The 25,165-nt window shown below is 63.1% G+C and carries 23 protein-coding genes; 21 read left to right on the top strand and 2 right to left on the bottom strand.

The annotated features are described in order from the left end of the window. Positions 1-5 precede the first annotated feature (5 nt). The 21 genes from AC1RTQ_RS16165 (at position 6) to AC1RTQ_RS16065 (ending at position 22,942) form a co-directional block, all read left to right on the top strand. Positions 6-884 carry an alpha/beta fold hydrolase gene (locus AC1RTQ_RS16165; RefSeq protein ID WP_492877211.1) on the top strand — a complete coding sequence of 293 codons (879 nt, stop codon included), beginning with the start codon at positions 6-8 and terminating at the stop codon, positions 882-884. A 5-nt stretch (positions 885-889) separates the two neighbouring features. Beyond that, positions 890-1,696: an IclR family transcriptional regulator gene (locus AC1RTQ_RS16160; protein ID WP_492877209.1), complete on the top strand. Its 807-nt coding sequence runs from the start codon at positions 890-892 to the stop codon at positions 1,694-1,696. A 42-nt stretch (positions 1,697-1,738) separates the two neighbouring features. Beyond that, positions 1,739-2,539 carry an aspartate dehydrogenase gene (locus tag AC1RTQ_RS16155; protein ID WP_492877206.1) on the top strand — a complete coding sequence of 267 codons (801 nt, stop codon included), beginning with the start codon at positions 1,739-1,741 and terminating at the stop codon, positions 2,537-2,539. Positions 2,540-2,738: 199 nt separating this feature from the next. After that, a complete protein-coding gene (locus AC1RTQ_RS16150) occupies positions 2,739-3,725 on the top strand; it encodes a Bug family tripartite tricarboxylate transporter substrate binding protein (RefSeq protein ID WP_492877204.1) in 987 nt (328 codons plus the stop codon). A 131-nt stretch (positions 3,726-3,856) separates the two neighbouring features. Then, on the top strand, positions 3,857-4,615 hold the full coding sequence (locus tag AC1RTQ_RS16145) for a 5'-methylthioadenosine/adenosylhomocysteine nucleosidase (RefSeq protein WP_492877202.1): 759 nt from the start codon (positions 3,857-3,859) through the stop codon (positions 4,613-4,615). Positions 4,616-4,936: 321 nt separating this feature from the next. Further along, positions 4,937-5,713: an SDR family oxidoreductase gene (locus tag AC1RTQ_RS16140; RefSeq protein WP_302092482.1), complete on the top strand. Its 777-nt coding sequence runs from the start codon at positions 4,937-4,939 to the stop codon at positions 5,711-5,713. Positions 5,714-5,840: 127 nt separating this feature from the next. Then, positions 5,841-6,716, top strand: a complete 876-nt coding sequence (locus AC1RTQ_RS16135; protein ID WP_492877200.1) for an IclR family transcriptional regulator — start codon at positions 5,841-5,843, stop codon at positions 6,714-6,716. Then, positions 6,709-7,509, top strand: coding sequence for an SDR family oxidoreductase (locus AC1RTQ_RS16130; RefSeq protein ID WP_492877198.1), 801 nt, complete (start codon positions 6,709-6,711; stop codon positions 7,507-7,509). Before AC1RTQ_RS16135 ends, AC1RTQ_RS16130 begins: the two co-directional genes overlap by 8 nt. After that, positions 7,502-9,196, top strand: a complete 1,695-nt coding sequence (locus AC1RTQ_RS16125; protein ID WP_492877196.1) for a thiamine pyrophosphate-binding protein — start codon at positions 7,502-7,504, stop codon at positions 9,194-9,196. The genes AC1RTQ_RS16130 and AC1RTQ_RS16125 overlap by 8 nt, the downstream gene beginning before the upstream one ends. An 11-nt stretch (positions 9,197-9,207) precedes the next feature. After that, on the top strand, positions 9,208-10,683 hold the full coding sequence (locus AC1RTQ_RS16120; protein ID WP_492877194.1) for an aldehyde dehydrogenase: 1,476 nt from the start codon (positions 9,208-9,210) through the stop codon (positions 10,681-10,683). 186 nt (positions 10,684-10,869) lie between these two features. Beyond that, the gene (locus AC1RTQ_RS16115) at positions 10,870-11,841 is read left to right on the top strand and encodes a VOC family protein (protein WP_492877192.1); all 972 of its coding nucleotides are present in this window, start codon (positions 10,870-10,872) and stop codon (positions 11,839-11,841) included. A gap of 177 nt (positions 11,842-12,018) precedes the next feature. After that, positions 12,019-12,996, top strand: coding sequence for a Bug family tripartite tricarboxylate transporter substrate binding protein (locus tag AC1RTQ_RS16110; RefSeq protein ID WP_492877190.1), 978 nt, complete (start codon positions 12,019-12,021; stop codon positions 12,994-12,996). Positions 12,997-13,180: 184 nt separating this feature from the next. After that, positions 13,181-13,402, top strand: coding sequence for a recombinase-like helix-turn-helix domain-containing protein (locus AC1RTQ_RS16105; RefSeq protein WP_003060438.1), 222 nt, complete (start codon positions 13,181-13,183; stop codon positions 13,400-13,402). A 24-nt stretch (positions 13,403-13,426) separates the two neighbouring features. After that, positions 13,427-14,452 (top strand): Rieske 2Fe-2S domain-containing protein, encoded by a 1,026-nt coding sequence (locus AC1RTQ_RS16100; RefSeq protein ID WP_302092475.1) that lies wholly within the window; start codon positions 13,427-13,429, stop codon positions 14,450-14,452. Next, complete coding sequence (locus tag AC1RTQ_RS16095) at positions 14,449-15,408, top strand: PDR/VanB family oxidoreductase (RefSeq protein ID WP_492877187.1); 960 nt, start codon at positions 14,449-14,451, stop codon at positions 15,406-15,408. The genes AC1RTQ_RS16100 and AC1RTQ_RS16095 overlap by 4 nt, the downstream gene beginning before the upstream one ends. A 206-nt stretch (positions 15,409-15,614) precedes the next feature. Further along, the gene (locus AC1RTQ_RS16090; protein WP_492877185.1) at positions 15,615-16,679 is read left to right on the top strand and encodes a porin; all 1,065 of its coding nucleotides are present in this window, start codon (positions 15,615-15,617) and stop codon (positions 16,677-16,679) included. A 150-nt stretch (positions 16,680-16,829) separates the two neighbouring features. Then, positions 16,830-18,098, top strand: coding sequence for an MFS transporter (locus AC1RTQ_RS16085; RefSeq protein ID WP_492877183.1), 1,269 nt, complete (start codon positions 16,830-16,832; stop codon positions 18,096-18,098). A gap of 749 nt (positions 18,099-18,847) precedes the next feature. Next, on the top strand, positions 18,848-19,792 hold the full coding sequence (locus tag AC1RTQ_RS16080) for a dihydrodipicolinate synthase family protein (protein WP_034382285.1): 945 nt from the start codon (positions 18,848-18,850) through the stop codon (positions 19,790-19,792). 212 nt (positions 19,793-20,004) lie between these two features. After that, positions 20,005-20,637, top strand: a complete 633-nt coding sequence (locus AC1RTQ_RS16075) for a TRAP transporter small permease (protein ID WP_012840224.1) — start codon at positions 20,005-20,007, stop codon at positions 20,635-20,637. 1 nt (position 20,638) lies between these two features. Then, positions 20,639-21,904 carry a TRAP transporter large permease gene (locus AC1RTQ_RS16070; RefSeq protein ID WP_034382281.1) on the top strand — a complete coding sequence of 422 codons (1,266 nt, stop codon included), beginning with the start codon at positions 20,639-20,641 and terminating at the stop codon, positions 21,902-21,904. Between the two features lie 45 nt (positions 21,905-21,949). Continuing rightward, positions 21,950-22,942 carry a TRAP transporter substrate-binding protein gene (locus AC1RTQ_RS16065; protein ID WP_492877180.1) on the top strand — a complete coding sequence of 331 codons (993 nt, stop codon included), beginning with the start codon at positions 21,950-21,952 and terminating at the stop codon, positions 22,940-22,942. Between the two features lie 78 nt (positions 22,943-23,020). Here the strand turns inward: AC1RTQ_RS16065 and AC1RTQ_RS16060 are convergent, their stop codons facing one another. Both AC1RTQ_RS16060 and AC1RTQ_RS16055 read right to left on the bottom strand, forming a co-directional pair. Beyond that, positions 23,021-23,731 (bottom strand): GntR family transcriptional regulator, encoded by a 711-nt coding sequence (locus AC1RTQ_RS16060; protein ID WP_012840221.1) that lies wholly within the window; start codon positions 23,729-23,731, stop codon positions 23,021-23,023. Between the two features lie 171 nt (positions 23,732-23,902). Further along, positions 23,903-24,985, bottom strand: a complete 1,083-nt coding sequence (locus AC1RTQ_RS16055; protein ID WP_492877178.1) for an Ldh family oxidoreductase — start codon at positions 24,983-24,985, stop codon at positions 23,903-23,905. Positions 24,986-25,165 lie beyond the last annotated feature (180 nt).

Raw genomic sequence — 25,165 nt, 5'->3', positions numbered from 1 at the left:
TGGCCATGCACGAGGATTTGCTGTCGCTGAAACTGCAGCAGCTGCAGACCGGTTTTCCCGAGCGGCTGGTGAAGCTTGCGCAGAATGCCCAGGTCGCCTGGCGCGAGGCAGGCGACGCCAGCTCCGACTTTGCGGTGGTGCTGCTGCATGGCATCAGCTCCGGGGCTGCATCCTGGCTGGATGTGGCGCTGCAGCTGGCTGACAAAGTGCGCGTTCTGGCCTGGGATGCTCCCGGTTATGGCGTGTCGACGCCGCTGGTCCAATCGGAGCCTGCCGATGCCGACTATGCGCAGGTGCTGGCCCAGTCGCTGCTGGTGCTGGGCGTGCGGCGCTGCATCCTGGTCGGGCACTCGCTGGGCGCCCTGATGGCCGCCAGGCTGGCTGCCATGGCCGCGCCGGGACTGGTCGAGCAACTGGTGCTCATCAGCCCGGCAGGCGGCTACGGCGCCCCAGCCAAGGTCGAGCAGCAAGCCAAGGTGCGCGAGGGACGGCTGGCGGCTTTGGCCGACAAAGGCGTCGCCGGTCTGGCGGCCGTCATCGACCAGCGCCTGGTGTCCTCCGAGGCGCCTGAAGCCGTGCGTGCCTGGGTGCGCTGGAATACGGCGCGCATGCAGCCGCAGGGCTATGCGCAAGCGGTCGAGCTGCTGTGCGGCAGCGATCTGGCACAGGCGCAGGGCAGGCTTGGCATGCCGGTCGAGGTGTGGGTCGGCGAGCACGATGTGGTGACCACACCTGCAGCTTGCAAGTCCTGGTCCGAACTGCTGGGCGCGCACTACGGTACGCTTGCGGCTGCCGGTCATGCTTCACCCGTGGAACAACCAATGGAGGTTGCGCATAGGCTGGCATCTTTGTTGAACCAAAGCTATTGCCCCAATACCAGCTGATTGCCATGAGCGAAACCCCCGAGATTTCAACCAACGAACAAGATCGTTACACCGTGCCCGCTTTGGACCGAGGACTGCGCCTGCTGGCCTGCTTTGGCCCGGCGCAACCGGTCTGGACTGCGCCCGAGCTGGCACGCAAGCTCGAGCTGCCGCGCTCCACAGTGTTTCGCATGTTGACCACGCTTGAAAACTCGGGGTATCTGCAGCGCAGCGGAACCGAATACCGGCTCGGTCTGGCCGTGCTGCGTCTGGGCTATGACTATCTGTCCACCCAGCCGCTGGCGCAACTGGCCGAGCCTGTGCTGCAGGCCTTGTGCGAGGAGCTGGGCATGACCAGCAATCTTGCATTGCGCGACGGCACTTCGGTGGTCTATGTGGCACGCGTCACTCCGTCCGGAGCATTCCAGGGCGCGGTGCGCGTGGGCTCGCGTCTGCCGGCGCATGCGACGGTGCTTGGACGAGCCCTGCTGCATGACATGGACGGCGCGCAGTTGCGCTCGGTGTTTGGCGGCGAGGAGCTGCCCCAGTTCTCCGAGAGCACGCCGCGCAATGTCGACGAGCTGCTGCGCCTGCTGGCCGAGGATCGCGAGCGCGGCTATGCCATGGGCGAGGGCTTTTACGAGCCTGGTGTTTCCAGTATTGCAGCGCCGGTGCGCGCCGCAGACGGGCGGGTGGTTGCGGGACTGGCCATGGCCATTCCGTTTACCGAGCTGGGGCCCGAAAAAACCCAGCTCTGGGTGCAGAAGGTGCAGCAGGCGGCAGAGACTCTGTCCGCCCATTTGCGCCAGCAGCACCCGGACCTTTTGCGCTGACCCAGATCACGCCGGGCCAGCGCATTTTTCAGGAGGCTAGAGATGAAAAATATTGCTTTGATTGGCTGCGGCGCGATTGGCTCCAGTGTTCTGGAGCTTTTGAGCGGAGACGCCCGGTTGCAGGTGGGCTGGGTACTGGTTCCCGAGATCACGCCAGCCGTGCGCGAGACGGCTGCCCGCCTGGCGCCGCAGGCGCTGCTGCTGCAGGCCTTGCCCGGCGATGCGGTGCCGGATCTGCTGGTGGAATGCGCGGGTCATGCAGCCATCGAGGAGCATGTGCTGCCGGCGCTGGCGCGCGGCATTCCTGCGGTCATCGCATCCATAGGCGCTTTGAGCGCACCGGGCATGGCCGAGCGCGTACAGGCTGCGGCCGAGGCTGGCAAGACGCAGGCACAGTTGCTGTCAGGTGCCATCGGCGGCATTGATGCCCTGGCTGCGGCGCGCGTGGGCGGCCTGGAGACGGTGGTCTACACGGGTCGCAAGCCGCCCAAGGCCTGGAGCGGTACCCCGGCCGAGCAGGTCTGCGATCTGGACAGCCTGACCGAGGCCTTCTGCATTTTCGAAGGCTCGGCGCGCGAGGCCGCGCAGCTCTATCCCAAGAATGCGAATGTGGCGGCCACCTTGTCGCTGGCCGGACTGGGGCTGGACAAGACCATGGTGCGTCTGTTTGCCGATCCTGCTGTTCAGGAGAACGTGCACCAGGTCGAGGCACGAGGTGCCTTCGGTGTCATGGAACTGACCATGCGCGGCAAGCCGCTGGCGGCCAATCCCAAGACCTCGGCGCTGACGGTCTACAGCGTTGTGCGCTCGGTACTCAACAACGTGGCGCCGCTGGCCATCTGATCCGGCGCCAGGCCTGCGGCGCCATGTGCGTCATGTGCGCCATGGGCTTGGCACCTCTCTTGCTTGTTGTTGCAAGCCTGCAAGCAGACCTTCCCACTTCAGCATGGTGTCCTGCCTGTGCGAATATTTCCTTGTGCTTCGTCAAACAGGGGCGCATCGAGCATCGGCTGGCCTGACATCTCCACCTTCTGGAACCCTCATGCAACGCTCCGACTTTCTCAAATCCTGCCTGGCGCTGGCCAGCGTCCTGGCCTTGCCCGTCGCTCATGCAGCGACTGCCACAGAGCAGCTTTCTGCCGCGCCGTTCACCGTCATTGCACCTTTCCCTGCCGGCGGCCCTGTGGACATCCTGGCGCGCATTCTGGCGACCGGCCTGACCGAGCATTACAAGCAGGCGGCCATCGTCGATAACCGTCCCGGTGCCAGCGGCAATATCGGCATCGATATGGTCAAGCGTGCCAAGCCCGACGGCCATACGCTGCTGGTCGTGCCGCAGGGCAATCTGACCATCAACCCGACGCTGATGCCCAAGCTGCCCTACAACGTGTTCGGCGACTTCGTGCCCGTGGCTTCCATGGGGCGCACGGCCAATGTCATTGCAGTCAATCCGCAGGTGGCGGCCAAGTCGGTTCAGGAACTGGTGGCGCTGTCCAAGGCCAAGCCCAACTCCATCAGCTACGCTTCGCCCGGCGTGGGCTCCAGCCTGCATCTGGCCGGCGAGCTGTTCAAGGACAAGTCGGGCGCGGACATCATGCATGTGGCCTACAAAGGCTCGGCCCAGGGCGTGACCGATGTGCTGGGCGGCACCATCCCCATGATCGTGGCCAATCTGCCCACCGTGCTGCCCCATCTGCAGTCGGGCAAGCTGCGCGCGCTGGCCGTGACCGACGGCTCGCGCTCGGGCTTTTTGCCCAATGTGCCGACCCTGGCCGAAGCCGGCGTGCCGGGGATTGCCATTTCCTCCTGGTATGGCGTGCTGGCTCCGAAGAACACGCCTGCAGAGGTGGTCAAGCAGCTGGGCGAGGATATCGACAAGATTCTGAAGACCCCGGCGGCGCTCAATCAGCTCAAAGCACAGGGCATGACGCCCTGGGTGGTCAAGGGCGAGGCCTTCGGCGAGCTGATCCGCAAGGAAACCGGGCTCTGGGCGCCCATCATCAAAAGTCATGAGATCGAGGCGCAGTAAGCCCTCGTGCTCTAATCGCGCCTCTTGCGCATCCCCCCAAAGCGGCCTGGTGCCGCTTTTGTGCTTTCCTTGTACTTTCTTTTGTGCTTTCACCAGGGCCTCCCGGCCCCTGTTCCGGAGTATCCCCATCCATGACGCTTGCCATTCTCAGCGCTCTTGCCGAAGAACAACACGGCCTGGTCGACGCCATGCAGGACATGCAATGCCTGCGCCATGCCGGGCGCGACTTCTGGCTGGGCCGCCTGCACGGGCATGAGGTGGTGTGTGCGCTGTCGGGCATCGGCAAGGTGGCCGCTGCCACCACCACCGCCGCGCTGATCGAGCGCTTTGGCGTGCGCGGCATTCTGTTCACCGGCGTGGCCGGCGGCATCGGTGCGGATGTGAACGTGGGCGATGTGGTGATCGCGCGGACTTTCCTGCAGCATGACATGGATGCCTCGCCGATCTTTCCACGCTGGCAGTTGCCCGGCTACGGCTGCAGCACCCTGGCTTGCGACGAGGCGGCGACGGACAGGCTGGTGCAGGCTGCCGACTCGGCGGTTCGCTCCGGCATCGTGGCTGCGTATGCTTCGGCTCGCGTCCATCAGGGCTTGATTGCCAGCGGCGATCAGTTTGTCAGCTCGCGCCAGGCCAGCGCACAGCTCAGAGCCGATCTGGAGGCCGCCGGCCATGCCGTGTTGGCCGTGGAGATGGAGGGCGCCGCCGTGGCCCAGACCTGCCTGGATTACGGCACGCCGTTTGCCGCGATGCGAACCATCTCGGACCGGGCGGACGACAGCGCCCATGTGGATTTTTCGGATTTCGTGCGCACGGTGGCAAGCCGATACGCGCAACGCGTGGTGCTGGACTTTCTGCGCCAGACGCCCGTGAAGAAACAGGCTGTTTGCTAATTTTTTGATAGCTGTAATCTATTGATTAATATGACTTTCAAGGTGTTTTATGTCTGAAGTCATTCATTGGTAAGCGCTATAAGCTATCGATATTGATATTGATGAATTCCGATCCGGCCTGCCGACAGTTCAGGCCGGATACCTTTTGTTGCCTCGTTTTCCTTTCAACCGCGCTTGTCGCGGTTTTTTTACGTCCGTGTGTCGCTATGGCTGAGGGGCTACGGGTTTCTCCGGGTATTGACTCAAAAGAAGGCTCACTAAACTGCAGTCCTGTTTCAAGAAAAAAGTGTCATTTCATATTTGAAACAAACAAGGTTTAAGATGACCCTCAACACCATGCCTTCCACCGGTCAGCTCGCTGGGCGCCGGATCCTTGTGACCGGCGCTGCGCGCGGCCTGGGTTTTGCTTTTGCGCAGACGCTGTGCCGGCAGGGGGCACAGCTTGTGATGGCCGATCTGCGCGCCGAATTGCTGAGCGAAGCCGTTGCCAAGCTGCGCGCCATGGGCTTCGAGGCTCACGGCGTCGCCTTTGATGCGAGCAACCCGGCTTCCATCGAACAGTGCGCACAGCAGGCCGTGCAGACCCTGGGCGGTCTGGACGGCCTGGTCAACAACGCGGCCGTGACGGACTCCGGCGGCAAGGGCATGGACGACATCGCCCTGGAAAAGTGGGATCAGGTGATGAACGTCAATGTGCGTGGCGTCTGGCTGATGACCCGTGCTTGCCGTGCGGCGCTCAAGGACAGCGGGCGCGGTGCCATCGTCAATCTGGCTTCCGACACCGCCATGTGGGGCGCGCCCAACCTGATGGCCTATGTGGCGAGCAAGGGCGCCGTGATGGCCATGACGCGTTCCATGGCGCGCGAGCTGGGCGCGGACGCCATCACCATCAATGCCGTGGCGCCGGGTCTGGTGCTGGTCGAGGCCACCGAGTACGTGCCCGAGCACCGCCATCGCCTCTACATCGACCAGCGCGCACTGCAGCGCGAGCAGGGGCCCGAGGATGTCTCGGGTGCCGTGTCCTATCTGCTGTCCGACGGTGCGCGCTTTGTGACGGGGCAGGTCCTGCCCGTCAACGGCGGCTTCGTCATGAATTGAAAAATGAAGAGCCCCCTGAGTCGCTTCGCGCCTTCCCCCCAAGGGGGACGACACCCTCGGTGCGGGGCGGCCCTTCCTCGGTGTCCCCGGCTTCTGGCCACGCCTGCAACGAATTGAGGAGTTGAAGATGTCAGGTTCTTCCCTTTCCGGTAGCGCGACCGACAGCGTCGTCGACGGCGGCTCCGACAAGTACATGGTGCCGGCGCTGGAGCGCGGTCTGCGCCTGCTGCAGGAGTTCGGCCGCGACAACCCCGCGCTGGGTGCGCCCGAGCTGGCGCGTCGCATGCAGCTGCCGCGCGCCACGGTGTTTCGCATGCTCAACACGCTGGAGAGCATGGGCTTTCTGCAACGCGCCGAGGGCGGTAACGACTACCGGCTGGGCCTGTCCGTGCTGCGCCTGGGCTTCGAGTTCCTGTCCTCCATGGACCTGACCGAGCTGGGCCAGCCCGTGATCGCGCGGCTGTGCGAGGAAATCCGCTTCCCCTGCAACATCGTGGTGCGCGACGGCCGCTCCATTGTCTATGTGGCCAAGGTCACGCCGCCGACGCCGCTGACCAGCTCGGTGCGCGTGGGCACGCGGCTGCCCGCCCATGCCACGCTGCTGGGACGCATCCTGCTGGCCGACCTGTCGCTGCCGGAGCTGCGCGCCCTCTATCCCGAAGAGCATCTGGAAGGCCATTCGCCCAATACGCCCAGGACCGTGGGCGAGCTGTTCGACCTGGTGCAGTCCGATCGCGAGCGCGGCCATGTGGCCGGTGCAGGTTTTTACGAAAGCTCGATCTCCACCATCGCCGCGCCCGTGCGTGACCACAGCGGCCGCGTCATCGCGGCCCTGGGTGTGACCCTGGCCTCGGCCCAGATCGACCCCGGTCGCCAGACGGAGCTGGTGCCGCGCGTGTGCGCGGCGGCCGACGAACTGTCCGAGCTGCTCAACTACCGGCCGCAGTCCAGCGCGCAGGTTCTGTCCATCACTTCAAGGCGCGCAGGAGGCGGCCATGTATGATTTCAAACTCGACGCCACGGCCGTCGTCACCGGCGGCTCTTCCGGCATAGGCCTGGCCACGGTGGAGCTGCTGCTGGCCCAGGGCGCACGCGTGGCCCTGTGCGGCCGCAATCCCGAGCGCCTGGAGCAGGCCGTCAAGCAACTGCTCGAGCGCCACCCCGAGGCCCGCGAGCGCCTGTTCGCACAGGCCTGCGACGTGCTCGATGCCGGGCAGGTGCAGCAGTTCGCCCGCGCCAGTGAAGCGGCTCTTGGCCCGGCTTCCATCCTCATCAACAACGCCGGTCAGGGCCGTGTCTCCACCTTCGAGAACACCAGTGACGAAGCCTGGACCGAGGAGCTGCACCTGAAGTTCTTCTCGGTGCTGCATCCCACGCGCGCCTTTCTGCCCCAGCTCGAACGCGGCAAAGGCTCGGCCATCGTCTGCGTGAACTCGCTGCTGGCCTCCCAGCCCGAGCCCCACATGGTCGCGACCTCGGCGGCGCGCGCCGGCCTCAAGAACCTGGTGCGCTCCATGGCCACCGAGTTCGCGCCCAAGGGCATACGCGTCAACGGCATCCTGGTCGGCCTGATCGAGTCCGGCCAGTGGCGCCGCCGCTTCGAAGCGCGCGAGGACAAGAGCCAGACCTGGGAGCAGTGGAGCGGCGCGCTCGCAAGCACAAAGCACATCCCCATGGGGCGCCTTGGCAAGCCTGCCGAAGCGGCCCGCGCCATTTTCTTTCTTGCCACGCCACTGTCGTCGTACACGACGGGCAGCCACATCGACGTTTCCGGAGGCCATTCTCGTCATGCCTAAGCAAAATCAAATCACCGTGGGCGCTGCCGTCGCCGAATTCCTCGAGCATTGCGACGTGAAGGCTGCCTTCGGGGTGATCTCCATCCACAACATGCCCATCCTCGATGCGATGTTTGCTCGCGGCAAGGTGCGCTTCGTGATGGCGCGCGGCGAGGCCGGCGCTGGCAATATGGCCGACGCCTGCGCGCGCTCCACATCCAGCCTGGGTGTGTGCATCACCAGCACCGGCCCGGCTTCGGGCAACATCGCCGGCAGCCTGGTGGAAGCCTATACGGCCGGCACGCCGCTCTTGCACATCACGGGCCAGATCGAGACCCAGTATCTGGACAAGAAGCTGTCGTACATCCACGAGGCGCCGGACCAGCTGACCATGCTGAAGTCCGTCTCCAAGGCCGCTTTCCGCGTGCTGAGCGCCGAGACCTGCCTGTCCACGCTCAAGGCTGCGGTGCAGACCGCGATGACTGCCCCTACGGGCCCGGTCAGCGTGGAGATCCCGATCGACATCCAGCAGGCACTGATTGCCATGCCCGCCGACCTGTCGCCGCTGCCGGTGGCGGTGCTGGCTCCCGGCGAGGCCGCGCTCGACGCGCTGGCCGAGCAACTGGCCAAGGCCAGGCGTCCGCTGCTGTGGCTGGGCGGCGGTGCTCGCCATGCCGGTGCTGCGGTGCAGCGCCTGAAGGCCCTGGGCTTCGGCATCGTGAGCACCGGCCAGGGCCGCGGCATCGTGCCCGAGGACGACCCCGCCTCCCTGGGCGCCTACAACATCCAGAAGCCCGTCGAAGCCTTCTACCAGCGCTGCGACGCCATGCTGGCCGTGGGCACGCGCCTGCGCAGCAACGAGACGCTGAAGTACGAACTCAAGCTGCCGCGCCCGTTGCTGCGCATCGATGTGGACGCCGCCCAGCAAGGCCGCTGCTATAGGGATGACGGCTTTGTCTGCGGCGACTCGGCCCTGGCCCTGAACGGCCTGGCCGACCGCCTGGAAGCGCGCGGCTATAAGGCCGACCCCGAGCTGCTGGCCGACCTGCGCCAGGTGCACGACGAGGTCGTGGCCACCATGCGCGACGGCCTGGGCCCCTACAGCACCCTGGTGCAGCAGCTGCAGCAGGCCGTGGGGCGCAACTTCAACTGGGTGCGTGACGTGACCGTCTCCAACAGCACCTGGGGCAACCGCGAGCTGCGCTTTTTCGCGCCCAACGCCGGCGTGCACGCCACGGGCGGCGGCATCGGCATGGGCATGCCCATGGCCATCGGTGCGGCCATCGGCGCGGCCGAAAGCGGCTCGGGCCGCAAGACCCTGGGCCTGGCCGGCGACGGCGGCTTCATCCTGAACCTGGGCGAGCTCGCCACCCTGGTGCAGGAAGAGTGCGACACCATGATCGTGCTGATGAACGACCAGCGCTATGGCGTGATCCAGAACATCCAGGACGCCTCCTACGGCGGCCGCCGCTGCTATGTGGAGCTGCACACGCCCGACTACGCCCAGCTGTGCGCATCCATCAAGCTGCCCCATGCCCGCGTGAGCCATCTCGACGAGCTGCCCGCAGTGCTGGAAGGCGCCTGGGGCAAGAAGGGGCCCTTCCTGCTGGAGATCGACATGCGCGCCATCGGCAGCTTCAAGACCACGTTCTCGGGCCCGCCGGTGAACAAGCTCGATCAGATCCCGGCCACCACCAAGGCTCAGTGAGGAGTTTCACCATGTCCAAGCTAGAACTGCTCCCCATCAATATCGGCGGCGAATGGCGTCTTGGCGACGGCGATGAGTCCGCCTCGCTCTACCCCGCGACCGGCGAGGTGGTGGGCCGCCTGCGCGCCCCCAGCCTGGCCGATGTGCAAGAGGCCATAGAGAAGGCCGACCATGCCTTCCGCACCAGCGGCTGGGCCCAGAAAAAGCCCCATGAGCGCGCCGCCGTGCTGCACCGTGTGGCCCAGCTGATCCGTGAGCGCGCCGAGCCTCTGGCCCAGCTGCAGCGCCTCGATAACGGCAAGCCCATCAGCGAGACGCGCGCCCTGGTGGCCAGCGCCGCCGGCACCTTCCAGTTCTTCGCTGCGGCCTGCGAGACCATGGAAGAGACCATCACGCCCTCGCGTGGCGACTTCATGAGCATGAGCGTCTACGAGCCCATGGGTGTGGTCGCGGCCATCACGCCGTGGAACTCGCCCATTGCCAGCGAGGCGCAAAAGCTCGCTCCCGCGCTGGCCGCGGGCAATGCCGTGGTCGTCAAGCCTGCCGAAGCCACGCCGCTGCTGGCGCTGGAGCTGGCCCGCATCTGCGAGGAAGCGGGTGTTCCGAAGGGCATCGTCAGCGTGCTGCCCGGCCGCGGCTCGGTGATCGGCGACGCCATCACCAAGCACCCGCTGGTCAAGCGCGTGTCCTTCACGGGCGGCACTTCCACGGGTAAGCACATCGCCCGCATCGCGGCCGACAAGATGATGCCCGTCTCTCTGGAGCTGGGCGGCAAGTCGGCCACCATGGTGCTGGAGGACGCCGACCTCGACCACGCCGTCAACGGCGTGCTCTACGGCATATTCAGCTCCTCGGGCGAGTCCTGCATCGCCGGTTCGCGCCTGTTCGTGGCGAGGAAGCTCTACGGCGACTTCATGGAGCGCCTCACGGCCAAGGCCGCCGCCTTGCGCGTGGGCGATCCGGCCGACGAGCGCACCCAGATGGGCCCGCTGATCACCGCCAAGCACCGCGAATCCATCGAGAGCTATGTGCAGCTGGGCCTGTCCGAAGGCGGCCGGCTGCGCACCGGCGGCCACCGCCCCGAGGGCGCGCTGTACGAGCGCGGCTACTACTACCGCCCGACCATCCTCGAAGGCGTGACCAACGACGATCAGATCTGCCAGCAGGAGATCTTCGGCCCCGTGCTCGTGGCCATGCCCTTCGATGACGAAGAGGCATTGCTGGAGCAGGCCAACGACAGCGTCTATGCGCTGGCCGCCGGCATCTGGACGCGCGACTACAAGGCCGCATGGCGCATAGGCCGCGCCGTGCAGGCCGGCACCGTGTGGATCAACACCTACAAGCAGTTTTCCATCTCCACACCCTTCGGCGGCTGGCGCGACAGCGGCCTGGGCCGTGAAAAAGGCCGTCTGGGCATACAGCAGTACATGGAGCAGAAAAGCCTGTACTGGGGCTTGAACGAGAGCCCCATCGCTTGGGCGAATTGAGATGCAACACCCCCTGAGTCGCTTCGCGCCTTCCCCCTCTCTCGCTGCGCGGGAGGGGGACGACACCTTCGCTGGGGCAGCCCCTGCTGCGGGGCGGCCCTTGCTCGGCGTCCGCCGATGCATCGCGCCGGTTGCAGGCGATGTGGGCAGCGCATGGCGCGTGATCGGGTAAAGAAAGGATTTTTTATGAGCGTACTGGGCATTGACGAAATCAGCTACGGCGCCGACGACCTGGCGGCCTGCCGCCAGTTCTTCCTCGATTGGGGCCTGAGCCTGGTCGAGGAGCAGGCCGAACGGCTGGTGTTCGAGACCCTCAACGGCTGTCGCGTGATCGTGGCCGCCACCGAGCATCCCGATCTGCCGCCCGCGATCGAAGCCGGACCCACGCTGCGCGAGGTGGTCTGGGGCGTGGAAAGCGAAGCCGACCTGGCCCTCTACGAAGGCCGTATCGCTCAGCTGCCGGGCTTTGTGAAGCAGGGCGGCCCGAACGGCGGACGTATCGGCTGCACCGACCCCAACGGCCTGGCCGTGCGGCTGCAGCTCACGCAAAAGCGCGATGTGCAGATGCAAAGCGCCGAGTACAACACCTGGGACCGCAAGGGCCGCGTCAACCAGGCCAGCCCGGCCTACGAGCGCGCCCAGCCCATCGAGGTTGGCCATGTGGTGTTCTTCGTCCGCGACGTGCAGGCCTGCGAGCGCTTCTACGTGGAGAACTTCGGCTTTGCGGCCTCGGACCGCTACCCAGAGCGCGGCGCCTTTCTGCGTACCGCGCCCGACGGTGGCCACCATGACATCTTCTTGCTGCAGCGCCCCGACAAGCATGCAGGCCTGAACCATGTGGCCTTCACCGTGCGCGACATCCACGAAGTCTTCGGCGGCGGCATGCACATCTCGCGCTGCGGCTGGGACACCCAGCTCGGCCCGGGTCGCCACCCCGTGTCCTCGGCCTATTTCTGGTACTTCAAGAATCCGGCCGGTGCACTGGTCGAGTACTACGCCGACGAAGACCAGCTCACTGCCGAATGGCAGCCGCGCGAGTTCGAACCCGGTCCGACAGTGTTCGCCGAATGGGCCATCGACGGCGGCCTGGACGGCAACACCCGGCGTCAGAAGGGCGTGGGGGCTGCCGACGGCAAGTTCCTGACAGACAAGAAATGAAACACCCTCTGAGTCGCTTCGCGCCTTCCCCCTCTCTCGCTTCGCGGGAGGGGGACAACACCCTCGCTGCGGGGCGGTGCGGCCGGCTCAGGCCCTTGCTCGGTGTCTCTGATGTGAGCGAATTCTCCAGATCCTCTGGCTGGCTAGAGGCTTAACCACAACCCCACGGGCTATTTCATGAAAAATATTCGTCGCCAGGTAGTTATCGCTGCTGCATTGCTGGCTGCAGCCCAGATGTCCGGTTCCGCGCTGGCGCAAGCCTATCCGAGCAAGCCCATCACCATCGTCGTGGCCTATCCGGCCGGCGGCGATACCGATGCCATGGCGCGCCTGTATGCCGAGAAGCTGGGCCAGCGACTGGGTCAGCCCGTGGTGGTGGACAACCGGCCCGGTGCCAGCGGCACCATCGGCACCGTGCATGTGGCCAAGGCTGCGCCCGACGGCTATACCCTGCTGCTGGCACCCAATACCTTTGCCATCGCCCAGTTCGTGCTCAAGACCAATGCGGGTTCGAGCTACGACGTGCTCGGCGGCTTCACGCCCATCGTGCAGACCAGCGTGCAGCCCATGTTCGTGGCTGCCAGCCAGAGCTCGGGCATCAAGGACATCAAGACCCTGGCGAGCCAGGGCAAGCGCGACGGCCTGACCTATGCCAGCCCCGGCAGCGGCTCGCCCATGCACATCCTGGGCGAGATGTTCAACAAGGCCGCAGGCACCAAGCTGTCCCACATTCCCTACAAGGGCGTGGCGCCTGCGGTCAACGACCTGATCGGCGGCCATGTGCCTACGACCTTCATGACCTGGGGGCCCATCGCGCCCTACGCGGGCGGCAAGGTCAACGTGCTGGCCGTGGCCGATGCCCAGCGCAGTCCGCTGGCACCGAATGTGCCCACGCTGGCCGAGCAGGGCGTCAAGGATGTGGAAGTGTCGGCCTGGCAAGGCCTGTTCGGCCCCAAGGGCATGAAGCCCGAGACCGTCAAGCTGCTGAACACCCACCTCAATGAAATTCTGAGGATGCCCGACGTGGTCTCCAAGATGGCGGCCTTCGGCGCTTTGCCCGCAGGCGGCGAGCCGGCACGTCTGGAAAAGACCAATGCTGCCGACTACAACCGCTTCGGCAAGCTGATCAAGGACCTGGATATCCGGGCTGATTGAATGACCTACCCCCTGAGTCGCTTCGCGCCTTCCCCCATGGGGGACGACACCCTCGGTGCGGGGCGGCCCTTCCTCGGTGTCCCTGAGGTCGGGCTGCGCCAGATTCACGCGATACGGGTGAAGGGCAACGCTCCGGGCAATGAAACCAAACCACGATTCAAGACAGTTTTCGAAGGAGAGAACCATGGCCGCTGATCGATATCTCGAGCCGCATCAGGCGCGCGAGCGCGCCTCCACCCTGTTTGAGGACCTGCTGGGCGACTCCATTGAGCGTGCCTTCGGCGAGGGCGTGCAGACGCTGCCCGAACTGGTGGCCTACATCAACCGCAGCGGCCCGGCCGGCGAGAACGGCGAGCCCTGGACCGAAGACAGCTTTCAGGCGCTGATGGCCCGGCTGGGCTATTGAGACAGAACAGGACAGGAGTACTCCATGAACGTACAAACCATCACCATCGATCCGGTGGACCGTTTGCTCAACACGGGTCTGAAGAACCTCTGGTATGCGGTCTGCCCTTCGGGTTTCGTCAAGACCGAGCCCGTCTCGCTGCGCCGCTTCGGCCGCAAGATCGCGCTGTGGCGCGATGCCGCCGGGCAGGTGCATGCGCTGGAAGACCACTGCCCGCACCGCGGCGCGCCGCTGTCCCAGGGCGTGATCCTGGGCGACCGCCTGGCCTGCCCCTACCACGGCGTGGAAGTGCGCTGCGACGGCACGGTGACCAAGGTGCCCGGCAGCCCCGGCTGCAAGCTCGAAGGCTCGCGCGCCGCGCTGGCCTTTCATGTGCGCGAGATGCACGGCGCGATCTTTCTCTACAACAGCGACAAGCATGTGGACGAGGCTCCCGAGTTCTCCTTGCCCGAGGAGCTGAGCTCGCCCGAGTACTCGAACTTCCTGTGCTATGCCGAGTGGCGCAGCGACTACCGCTACGCGCTGGACAACGTCATGGACCCCATGCACGGCACCTTCCTGCACAAGCAGTCGCACTCCATGGCCGAGGGCGACAGCAAGGCCAGCTTCCAGGTGCGTGACACCGATCACGGCTTTGTGTTCGAGAAGGTCGGCCAGCGTGGCGTGAACTTCGACTGGACCGAATACGGCGAAACCGGCGTGCAGTGGATGCGCCTGGAGATTCCGTATCCCAAGACCGGCGGCCCTGGCGGCAACTTCGCCATCGTGGCCTGCGTCACGCCCATCAGCGCCGATCTGTGCGCCGTGTTCTTCTGGCGCGCACGCAAGGTGCAGGGCTGGATGCGCGACACCTGGCGCTTCCTCTACCGCAACCGCCTTGAGGCGCGCCACTGGGCCGTGCTGGAGCAGGACCGCATCATGATGGAGCAGATGGAGGCCGACGCCAACGAGCGCGAGAACCTCTACCAGCACGACATCGGCCTGGTGCGCCTGCGCCGCCACCTGCGTCGTCAGGCCCAGGAACAGATCGACGAAGGCATCGCATCATGAGCAACAGCTTGCAGGCCTTTGTGCACACGCTGCGCTTCGAGGCCCAGGACACCATCAGCGTGGAGCTGCGCCCGGTCGATGGCGGCGAGTTCCCGGCTTTTACGGCCGGCTCGCATATCGACCTGCACCTGCCCAACGGGCTGGTGCGCAGCTATTCCCTGTCCAACGACAGCCGCGAGCGCCACCGCTACGTGGTCGGCGTGCTGCGCGACCGCGCCAGTCGTGGCGGCTCGCGCTGCGTGCACGAGTCGCTGCGCGTGGGCATGCCCATCACCATCTCGGAGCCGCGCAACCACTTCGCGCTCGACGAGACGGCAACGCACTCGGTGCTGGTGGCCGGCGGCATCGGCATCACGCCCATGCTGTGCATGGCACGCCGGCTCAAGGCCCAGGGACATTCGTTCGAGATGCTGTACTTTGCGCGCGAGCGCAAGAGCGCGGCCTTTCTGGACGAGCTGCAGGCATTGGGCATGCCGCTGCAACTGCATTTCGATGCTGAAGCGGGCGGCCCGCCCGACCTGCGGGCATTGCTGGCGCAGCGCGCCCCCGAGGCGGGGCTGCACCACTATTCCTGCGGCCCCACGCCCATGCTTGATGCCTTCGAGAAGTTCTGCGCCGAGCTCGGCCATGCCAACGCCCACATCGAGCGCTTCACGCCGGTGGAGGTCAAGGCATCGTCCGATGCGCGCAGCAACTACACGGTGGAGCTCAAGCGCAGCGGTCGCTTCATCGAGATCACGCCCGACAAGTCACTGCTGGACACGCTGCTGGACGCCGGTGTCGATGTGGACCACAGCTGCTGCGAAGGCGTCTGCGGCTCCTGCGAGACCCGCGTGCTGGAAGGTGTGCCCGACCACCGCGACTCGGTGCTCAGTCCCAAGGAGCGCGCCGGCAACAAGGTCATGATGGTCTGCGTCTCCGGCTGCAAGAGCGAGCGGCTGGTCCTGGATATATGACACCCCCGGAGTCGCTGCGTGCCTTCCCCCTCTCTATATCCGCTGTGCGGGAGAGGGCGGGAGAGGGGGACGACACCCTCGGCGTGGGGCGGCGCGGCCGGCCCGGGCCCTTCCTCGGTGTCCCTGGGCCGGACCGTGCTGAATTGACGATTGAGGCCCTGGGCCAGCAACTGAAGACAACTCACCACTCCTAGAGGAGACAAACCATGAAATCCATCCATACGCCGGTCCTCGGCGTGGCGCTAGCCTGCCTGGCGTCTTTGTCTGGTGCCGCTTCGGCACAGTCCAAGGTCGAGCTTTTCGGCGTCGTCGACGTCGGCGTGGCCCATCTGGGCGGCTCGGGCGCTTCCAAGACCGGCCTTTCCACAGGTGGTGCCAATATCAGCCGTCTGGGCTTTCGCGGCACCGAGGATCTGGGCGGTGGCCTGAAGGCGGGCTTCTGGCTTGAGGCCGGCCTGGACGTGGACAGCGGCGCTGGCAAGGCTGCGGGCGGCGGCCTGAGCTTCAACCGCCGCTCTACCGTGAGCCTGATGGGCAACTGGGGCGAGGTGCGCCTGGGGCGCGATGACTCTGCCACTTTTCTGAACACGCTGATCTTCGATCCCTTCCTGACCAATGGCGTCGGTGGCACGGGTGCCTTCACCATGCTGGGCATCCCGGGCGTTCCCTCGACCGGCGGTGCGCCCATACAGATCAGCAATGCCGTGAGCTATTTCCTGCCCCAGAACCTGGGCGGCTTCTACGGCCAGGCTCAGCTGGCATTCGGCGAGCAGCCCAGCGGTGCGCCCAACAAGCGCGAGGGCGACTACCGCGGCCTGCGCCTGGGCTACCGCCAGGGCGCTTTCAACGGTGCGCTGGCCACGGGCCGGCTCTACGGCAACACCAGCGACACCAATCTGACGGCGAACAATGTGGGCCTGTCCTACGACTTCGGGGTGGCCAAGCCCATGCTGCTGTGGGCCTCGGAAAAGCGCGGCGGCACCAAGATCACGGCCGTGCAGCTGGGCGTGACCGCTCCCGTGGGCAATGGCGAGGCCCGTGCCTCCTTCGGCCACTACAACCTGTCCGGCAGCAATGCGGACTGGAACAAGATCAGCGTGGGCTATGGCTACAACCTCTCCAAGCGCACCCAGGTCTACGGCACTTATGCCTTCCTGAAGAACAAGGGCTCGGCGGCGAAGTCCATCGGCGTGCAGGGGCTGAGCGCTCCCGGCACCACGCCGGGCGGCAATGCGAGCGGCCTGGAGCTGGGCATCCGCCACTTCTTCTGATCCTGCCCCTAGGGCCGGCATGGGCCGGCCCCGGGGTTTCGGCAGCAGCACGGCTGCCGTACCGCGCGCCCGCCAGGACGTGCGCCCTGGCGGGGCCGGCGGGTGCCGGTCCCGGCTTTTCTCTCTCTCAACGCTAGCCGGACCCCTATCATGAAAGACTCACGCTCGTTGCGCTGGTGGGGCGTGGTCACGCTGTTCGTGATCGTCGCCATTTCCTACGTGGACCGGATCAATATCTCGGTCCTCATCACCGATCCCGACTTTCTGTCGCACATCGGCCTTACCCCTGACGACCGAACGCGTCAGGGCCTGCTGGCCACGGCCTTCATGGTCGGCTACGGTGTTTCATCCTTTGTGCTCACGCCGTTCTGCGCGGCGCTGTTCGGCGTGCGCCGCAGCCTGTTTGCCGGCTTGCTGCTGTGGGGCGTGGTGACGTTTCTGTCGCCGGCCATGAACAGCTACGGGCTGCTGCTGGCATCGCGCATTCTGCTGGGCGTGTCCGAGGGGCCGCTGTTCTCCCTGGCCGGCAGCTACATCAAGGCGCATTTCGAGAGCCGCGAGAACGGCAAGCCCAACTCCCTGGTCAATATGGGCACCGGACTGGGCCTGGCGGTGGGCTATCCCTTCGTCGGCTACCTGGTTGTAGGCCACAACTGGGAGACCTCGTTCCATGTGCTGGGCCTGATCAATGTGCTGCTGGGCGTTCCCCTGGTCTGGGCCTTTGTGCGCATGCCCAAGGTGGAGACCGGCATGCCCAAGCCCCAGTCGCTGGGCGCGGCTGTGGGTCAGGTCGGCCAGATCGTGCGCGGCGCCATGCACACGCGCTATCTGTGGCTGATCACCATTCTCACGGCGGCCTTTCTGTCCTATCTCTGGGGCAGCAGCAACTGGCTGCCCGCCTATCTCAAGGAGTCGCGCGGCTTTTCCATGCGCGAGATGGGCTGGCTGGCTTCGCTGCCGCAATATGCGAGCGTGGCGGCCGTCTTCGTGGGCGGCATGATCATCGACCGCATCGCGCGCCGCCAGGTGCCGCTGATCTTTGTCTTCGGCAGCATGGGCGTGGCGATTGCCGTGTGGCTGGCCATCCATATGGAAGACCGCTATGCGGCGGCCTATTGCCTGATTGCCGCCAACTTCTGCTGGGGGCTGATGAGCCCGGCCATCCCCAGCACCGTGCAGCACTGCGCGCGGCCCGAGCATGTGGCCAGCGCCTATGGCGTGGTCAACGGCGCGGGCAGCCTGGTCGCAGGTTTCATGCCGGCGATCATGGGGGCGGTGATAGGCGCGCTGTCGGCCCGCGGCGGCGTGAGTGCGGGATTTTTCGCGGGCTTTGCAGCGCTGATAGGCACGCAGGTGATCGTGATGCTGTGCGGCATCGTGCTCTGGGTGCGCGAGCGCGGTGAGGGTGGTGCAGCGTAAGCTACCCTCAACCTGTTCAGTGGAAGCAGTCTCAGATCATCCTGCCTTATGCATCTGTGATGCTGCTCAGACGATAGCTTCTGCAGTGCAGTGACCTTGTCTCTGCGACCTGTGGATTTTCAGTCCTGGGCCTGCGCTTGACTTCATCCCATGCGTGCATGGGGCAGGGCTGAGGTGGAGTGCGTCAATGCACTTGGTCCTTGGTGCTGGCAGACTGGAACTGCGGTAATGAGCGATGACGAACATCGCATTCAGCGCGTCCGCGACTATGCGGAACAACCGCGCGAGCTCATCGAACTGGGATGCAAGAGGCAGTCCCGTCGGCATGCGACCGGGACCAGCGCAAAGCTGCCTCCATGAGCGGTTTGTGTGCCATACAACGATCACCTGTGCATCCTGACCCCGGCGCCGGGTTTGACCGCAGCGCCGGGCAGTAACTGAGGGCGGTGCTTCTGCCGCTGCGGGGCCATAGTCGCGAGCGGACCGCTGCCTGGATGCAACGGGAGGGCGGTGCCGATCTCGGCGAGGTATCCAGGAGAACCCTATTGCACAACGCCTAAGAACTACTTAGTCTTTGTTTTTGAATATTTCAAATATATTTGCAGTCTATTTAAAGGCGAAGTATTTCACCGCTCAACTGGATTCTGTGCGCTGATGCAGCGAGCGTTATCCCAAAAAACGGTTTCGTGAAAAGGACTTACGCGGAACTGAAGGCGGTGTTCTTAGGTGGTTTTTACAAGGGTAGTTTTATGGAAACGAACATCTTTACCGGCACCATTCCTGCACTCATGACTCCATGCACCGCACAAGGCACGCCAGATTACGACGCGCTGGTCGCCATGGGCAAAGAGCTCATGGCCGCAGGCATGAGCGCTGTTGTGTATTGCGGATCCATGGGGGATTGGCCTCTTCTCACGGCAGAGCAACGCCAAGAGGGCGTGGCCAGGCTGGTGGCCGCAGGTATCCCGACCATTGTGGGGACCGGCGCGGTGAACTCGAAAGAAGCCGTGGCTCATGCCGCCCACGCTGCGAAAGTGGGAGCACAGGGGTTGATGGTGATTCCTCGGGTGTTGTCGCGCGGCACTTCCCTGGCTGCGCAGAAAGCCCACTTCACTGCTATTTTGGAAGCCGCCCCGAAACTGCCGGCCGTGATCTACAACAGCCCACACTACGGCTTTGCAACTCGCGCCGACATGTTCTTTGAGCTGCGCGCCAAGTACTCCAACCTGATCGGCTTCAAGGAGTTCGGTGGTGCAGAAGGCCTGCGTTATGCCGCAGAGCACATCACCTCGAAAGACAACGACGTCACATTGATGGCAGGTGTCGACACCCAGGTGTTCTATGGTTTTGTGAATTGCGGTGCGACGGGTTGCATTACGGGCATTGGCAATGCACTACCCAAGGAAGTTCTGCTCCTGGTTGAACTGAGCAAAAAAGCAGCCCAGGGGGATGTCGTTGCTCGGCGTCAAGCTCAGGAGTTGGATGCTGCACTGGCCGTGCTGTCGTCCTTTGACGAAGGCACGGATCTGGTTCTGTACTACAAGCACCTGCTGGTCCTCAACGGCAAGAAGGAGTACACGCTGCACTTCAATGCAAGCGATGTATTGACCGACTCACAACGCCGGTATGCCGAATCCCAGTATCAACTCTTTCGCAACTGGTATGCCGCCTGGTCCAAGGGTCTGAGTCATTGATCCAGCGCGAGTCAGCTCCCCGTGGGGAGCTTTTTTTGGGGCATCGATCCAGATCGGAAGCTTGCATCTTCCAGGAACCAGGGTTAGCAGTTTCGCCTGGTTTCCAGGCAAACACCTATTGGATCAATTGAAAAAACTTCTAATATATTTAATATATTTTTGAGATGTATTCAATCTTCTGCGCCTCATTTCGTCAAATCTAAAGAACCTATATGGACGATACAACCCGACCCGCTACCGCCATCAAGCAGCCACCATGGATTGTGCGCTGGGTGCTGGATGCCTCTGATGCGCTGCTGCGCATGGAACGGTGGTTGCTCACCTTCGCGATGTGTTTTCTGACCGCACTCATTTTGCTCAATGTGGTGACACGCTACAGCGGCATGCCGCTGTACTGGGTGGATGAAGCGGCGGTGTACACCGTGGTCTGGCTCACCTTCATCGGTGCTTCGGTCATGACACGCCTGCGACTGGATTTTGCAGTGACGATGCTCACCGATAAGCTGAGCCCTCGCAACGCGCGGCGTGCCAAGGTGATTGCCACGGTCGGAGTGCTGTTTTTTTCTTTGGCGCTCTTTGCGATGTGCTGGCGTTGGATGGATCCCATTGGTATTGCCAGCAAGGGGTTTGATGCCAAGGAATACGCGGCGGAGTCGTTTAACTTTCTCTATACCGAACACACCCAGACGCTGGAGTGGCCGGTCTGGGTGCTGCAACTGATCATGCCGATCTTCGCAGTCTGTATGAGCCTGCATGCGCTTGCCAACCTGTTGGAAGACATGAGCCTCGCACCCAAGCGCCAGCACCCTGGCTTTGCGGCAACCAACCCGGACGCGGTGAACTGACATGCTGACCTCCATTTTCTTCATCGCAATCATGATGGTGGGTGTTCCCATCGGCCTCTGTCTTTGCCTTTCGGGGATTTTTTATATCTACAACACCGAGAACACTGTGTTGCTGCAGTCCTTTCCTTCCCAGATGTTCGGGGGGGTGGACAGCTATGGTCTGATCGCCATACCGCTATTTATCTTGATCGGTGAGGTCATGAACAGCGGCGGCATTACACGCCGACTGGTGGACTTGTCGATGGCTTTTGTGGGCTCCATCAAGGGCGGGCTTGCCTATGTCAATATCCTGGCCAACATGCTGGTGTCATCCATCATTGGCTCCGCAACGGCGCAGGTGGCCATCATGTCGCAGGTGATGGTGCCGGAGATGGAGAAGCAAGGCTACGACAAGACCTTTGCTGCAGGCCTGACCGTGTATGGCGGCATGTTGGGTCCGATCATTCCGCCGTCGGTGATGTTTGTGGTCTACAGCGTGCTGGCCCAGGTCGCGGTGGGCGATATGCTGATCGCAGGCATATTGCCAGGTGTTCTGTTGACGGTGCTGTTCTTTGCAGTCATTGCCTGTATGGGCGTGATCTACAACTATCCACGCAGCCCCAAGCGAACCTTGCTCGAACGGGCCAAGACCGTGCTGGTTTCCAGCCCGACATTGTTGATTCCGCTGGTCATCGTGGGTTCCATCCTCACCGGCTTCGCCAACCCCACGGAGGCTGCCGCTGTGGGCGCGATCAGCGCAGTGTTGGTCGGTCGCTATGTGACCCGTGAATTCAAATACTCAGACCTGGGCGCGATCATGCTGCGCTCGGGCATCTACTCGGCCATCGTGCTGTTTCTGGTTGCAGCAGCGGCAGTGTTCTCGTGGTTGTTGATATACGGCAAGGTACCTCAGATGGTCGCTGCCTGGGTGCAGACCGTGGCGCATGACCCGATTACCTTCCTGCTGCTGGTCAATGTGATTTTGCTGGTCATTGGCACGGTGATCGACGGCATTCCAGGCTTGATCATGACCGCGCCGATTCTTCTGCCCATCGCCACCGAGATCTACCACATCGACCCCCGCCACTTTGGAGTGGTGATCGTCATCAACCTGGTGCTGGGATTGATGACGCCGCCGGTGGGGCTGAGCTTCTTCGTGGCTGCAGCGGTCACTGGTGCCAAGCCGGGTCCCATGTTCATCGTCACGTTGCCATTCTTCATCATCAGTTGCGTGGCACTTGTCATGCTCTCGCTGTTCCCCAGCTTGTCGTTGGGCTTGCTGAACTGATCCGATTCTTCGCCTTGCTTCGCCCTTCCCTCTACGGAGTTTTTCATGACACTCAATCGACGCCACTTTCTTCAGACCACAGCTGTTGCCGCTGCTCCACTGGCCTTTGTGACGCCTTCGCGTGCGGCTGCGGCCAAGGAACTGCGCTTAGGCGTCATCACGCCAGCAGGGCATTCGTGGAATCGCGCGGCGGTGCAGTTTGGTGAAGCTTTGGCGAAAGAAACCAATGGCAGGCTCAAGGTGACCGTTTTTCATTCGGGTCAATTGGGTAATGAGTCGGCCATGATGCAGCAGTTGCAATCGGGTGCACTGGACATGGGGTGGATTCAGGCTGCAGAGCTGGGAACGCGTGTTTCGAGCGTAGCCTCGATCAATGCGCCATATCTTGTCCGATCCACTGCTGCTGTAGCGAAGCTGGTCAAGACGCCTGCAGCCTTGAAATTGCTGGATGTGCTGCCGCGCGAAACCGGCTGCATCGGTTTGGGCTGGGGCATCACCGGCATGCGTGTGGTGTTCTCGAACAAGGAGATCAAGACGCCCAATGACCTCAAGGGTATGAAGCTGCGTATTAATCCGACGCCGGTTTACCGTGACTTTTACCAGTATTTCGGGGCAGCGCCGACTCCCATTCCCACACCTGCGGTGTTCGATGCCATGACCAATGGACAAGTGGATGGGCTTGAGGCGGATATAGAGCTCTCTTGGAGCCAGCGCTTTGACAAGGTGTCGAAACTGATGATGCCCATGAACGCGCTGTTCATGCCTGTGGCACCACTGTTCTCGGGTCGTATCTGGGCTACGCTGGATGGGAAGGACCGTGACCTGATTCGCCAATTGACCAACCAAGCCTTGGACGGCCAGATCAACGATATCGTGACGACAGAGGTTGGCCTGCTGGAGAAACTCAAGAAGGAGTCGATTGCCATTCGCGATATCAATGCCTTTGACAATAAGCCTGCGATTGATGCCTTCGACAAGATCTGGCTGCCCAAAGCGCCTCAGATTGCAGAACTGCGTGCGGTGGGAGCCAAGCTCTGATTGATGATCAGGGGGCGCCGATTGGGAGGCGCCATGAATATGCACAGCAGGCCGCCCCCCCTGGGAGCGGTCTGCTGTTTAGCTTTCGATAATGCGTCTGGCAAAAGCTTCCAGATAGTCCATCAGGCGGTTGGCGCCGGTAATGGCGGCCGCTTCATCCCCGGTAGAGATACCCTGAGCCAGCTCCAGATGAGCAAGTGCGCCTTCAAGGATATCGCCTTCATGCTGGTAGGCATACCAAAAACGTCTGCACTGCACGATCAGAGGCGTGACGCTTTTGACTGCTGAACGGTTGCGGCTGGCAGTATGGATGATGGCATCGAGCGCATGATCCTCATGCATGTACTCTTCCAGGTTGCCGCGCTTGGCTGCAGCGACCATCTGCTTGGCACATTGGAGGATATCTTTGCGCTGCTGCACCGAGGCTCGCCGGGCAGCGCAAGCCGCCAACAGATTCTCCAGAACCCTGCGTGTCTGGATGACGTCCAGGTGCTCTGCCAGATCAATGTTGGAAACCAGTAGTCCGCGGCGCGGCTGCTGGACGATCAAGTCGATGGAGATCATGCGCAGCAATGCCTCGCGCACAGGCGTCCGGCCCATGCCAGTGCGCTCTGCCAGCTCCGCCTCCACGATGGGACTTCCAGGCTCAAGTTGCATGGTCGACAGCATGGTTTCAATGGCGTCGTAGGCAAGGTCTGCAGCACGGCGCTTCACCGTAGGCAAAGTCTTGGTTTTTGTTGCAGCGGCTTTTACACGTGCAGCTGGCGATTTCTTGGAAGTTGGCATCAAAAAAGCGTGCTGTCGCCATCGTGTCGCAAGAGCAGAGATGGCAGGGTTTTGATTATATTAATCCGATATTTAGAATACATCATGGGCTTGGCGCTTGGTGCAGCCTGTGACAAAACTCTTCATCTGGATCCTTCATCCTCAGCAGAGGCATGCGAGCATGTTCTCATGAGCCTAGTTCAACAGCTGCTGGATGTCACGAAGCAAGGGCTCGGGGATCTGCACATATCCATTGGCTAGACTGCGGCGTCTTGCAGTAAAGCGGCGTTGGGAAGGCAGGCGCGCCCCTTGGCCGGTAATACTCTCGAACAGCTTTTCAGCACGTTGACGCTCTTCGATGAAATTGCCCGGGCTGAAAAATTGGGGATCAAATGCGATAACGATTTCGCCATGACAAGGGGTTGCACCGGCACCGTCGTCGATGCGCAGGGATTCAGCACTGGTCATGTCGCCAATCAATGGCCCTGCCAGCAGCTCGATCATGGTCGACAGGGCTGAGCCTTTGTAGCCGCCAAAAGTCAGCATGGCGCCTTGTTGGAGTACGGTTGTGGCATCGGTACTTGGGGCGCCTTCGGCGTCGACCCCCCAGCCTTCGGGCAGTGCGCGACCGCTTCTTTGGTAGAGCTCAATTTCACCGCGGGCCACTGCGCTGGTCGCAAAGTCAAAAATGTAGGGGTGAGCACCGACCCTGGGCCAACCAAAGGCGATCGGGTTGGTTCCGAAAACAGGTCGGCTTCCGCCCGCAGGGGCCACCCAGGAATGGCTGGGAGTCATGGCTAGGGCCGCAACTCCATGCTCGACCAAGGCTTCGATTTCGGGCCACAGGGCTGAGAAGTGATAGCAGTTGTTGATGGCCAAGGCTGCGATCCCGGTTGTCCGGACCTTCTCGAGCAGTACTTTGCTGCCCATCTCGAAAGCGAGTTGTGAGAAGCCGCGCTGTGCATCGACGGCGACGACGCCAGGTCCGCGGTCGCTGATGATGGGTATGGCATCGCGCACGACAGCGCCATGCTGGAGCGTGCGAGCGCACGATAGAACCCGGTACATGCCATGCGAATGGCACTCGTCGCGCTCTCCCGCTGTGATCACGCGCGCAATGGCTTGCGCATGTTCAGCAGACAGGCCGAGGTGAGTAAATACGCGATAGGCCAGGTTGTGCACCTCATCCAGCGTCAGTGCAGTGTGGCCTGGTTTCGATGCGGTTGTTTGAGCACTTTGGCCAGGGTGGTTCAGGTCGATGTTTGGCATGAGTTCCATGGCGTGCTCCTGTGCTTGGTTATGGACTGCTTGTTGACGTGCCCTGGTTGCGCTGAATGGCAAAGAAGCCTGTCAAGATTGGTGGAAAATTTTCTAAGGATAATTTAAATATATTAACAAGATACTCTATGATTTTCAAAGGCGCTCATATTCCTGACGAGATCGTGCGTTATCTAGGCG

This window comes from Comamonas sp. GW821-FHT11H03, assembly GCF_058807955.1.
This window is presented reverse-complemented; position numbering and strand designations above follow the sequence as displayed.

Excerpts from the sequence above, each read along its gene's own strand:
- AC1RTQ_RS16165 (WP_492877211.1), top strand. The coding sequence starts at position 6 with ATGCACGAGGATTTGCTGTCGCTGAAACTGCAGCAGCTGCAGACCGGT.
- AC1RTQ_RS16160 (WP_492877209.1), top strand. The coding sequence starts at position 890 with ATGAGCGAAACCCCCGAGATTTCAACCAACGAACAAGATCGTTACACC.
- AC1RTQ_RS16155 (WP_492877206.1), top strand. The coding sequence starts at position 1,739 with ATGAAAAATATTGCTTTGATTGGCTGCGGCGCGATTGGCTCCAGTGTT.
- AC1RTQ_RS16150 (WP_492877204.1), top strand. The coding sequence starts at position 2,739 with ATGCAACGCTCCGACTTTCTCAAATCCTGCCTGGCGCTGGCCAGCGTC.
- AC1RTQ_RS16145 (WP_492877202.1), top strand. The coding sequence starts at position 3,857 with ATGACGCTTGCCATTCTCAGCGCTCTTGCCGAAGAACAACACGGCCTG.
- AC1RTQ_RS16140 (WP_302092482.1), top strand. The coding sequence starts at position 4,937 with ATGACCCTCAACACCATGCCTTCCACCGGTCAGCTCGCTGGGCGCCGG.
- AC1RTQ_RS16135 (WP_492877200.1), top strand. The coding sequence starts at position 5,841 with ATGTCAGGTTCTTCCCTTTCCGGTAGCGCGACCGACAGCGTCGTCGAC.
- AC1RTQ_RS16130 (WP_492877198.1), top strand. The coding sequence starts at position 6,709 with ATGTATGATTTCAAACTCGACGCCACGGCCGTCGTCACCGGCGGCTCT.
- AC1RTQ_RS16125 (WP_492877196.1), top strand. The coding sequence starts at position 7,502 with ATGCCTAAGCAAAATCAAATCACCGTGGGCGCTGCCGTCGCCGAATTC.
- AC1RTQ_RS16120 (WP_492877194.1), top strand. The coding sequence starts at position 9,208 with ATGTCCAAGCTAGAACTGCTCCCCATCAATATCGGCGGCGAATGGCGT.
- AC1RTQ_RS16115 (WP_492877192.1), top strand. The coding sequence starts at position 10,870 with ATGAGCGTACTGGGCATTGACGAAATCAGCTACGGCGCCGACGACCTG.
- AC1RTQ_RS16110 (WP_492877190.1), top strand. The coding sequence starts at position 12,019 with ATGAAAAATATTCGTCGCCAGGTAGTTATCGCTGCTGCATTGCTGGCT.
- AC1RTQ_RS16105 (WP_003060438.1), top strand. The coding sequence starts at position 13,181 with ATGGCCGCTGATCGATATCTCGAGCCGCATCAGGCGCGCGAGCGCGCC.
- AC1RTQ_RS16100 (WP_302092475.1), top strand. The coding sequence starts at position 13,427 with ATGAACGTACAAACCATCACCATCGATCCGGTGGACCGTTTGCTCAAC.
- AC1RTQ_RS16095 (WP_492877187.1), top strand. The coding sequence starts at position 14,449 with ATGAGCAACAGCTTGCAGGCCTTTGTGCACACGCTGCGCTTCGAGGCC.
- AC1RTQ_RS16090 (WP_492877185.1), top strand. The coding sequence starts at position 15,615 with ATGAAATCCATCCATACGCCGGTCCTCGGCGTGGCGCTAGCCTGCCTG.
- AC1RTQ_RS16085 (WP_492877183.1), top strand. The coding sequence starts at position 16,830 with ATGAAAGACTCACGCTCGTTGCGCTGGTGGGGCGTGGTCACGCTGTTC.
- AC1RTQ_RS16080 (WP_034382285.1), top strand. The coding sequence starts at position 18,848 with ATGGAAACGAACATCTTTACCGGCACCATTCCTGCACTCATGACTCCA.
- AC1RTQ_RS16075 (WP_012840224.1), top strand. The coding sequence starts at position 20,005 with ATGGACGATACAACCCGACCCGCTACCGCCATCAAGCAGCCACCATGG.
- AC1RTQ_RS16070 (WP_034382281.1), top strand. The coding sequence starts at position 20,639 with ATGCTGACCTCCATTTTCTTCATCGCAATCATGATGGTGGGTGTTCCC.
- AC1RTQ_RS16065 (WP_492877180.1), top strand. The coding sequence starts at position 21,950 with ATGACACTCAATCGACGCCACTTTCTTCAGACCACAGCTGTTGCCGCT.
- AC1RTQ_RS16055 (WP_492877178.1), bottom strand. The coding sequence starts at position 24,985 with ATGGAACTCATGCCAAACATCGACCTGAACCACCCTGGCCAAAGTGCT.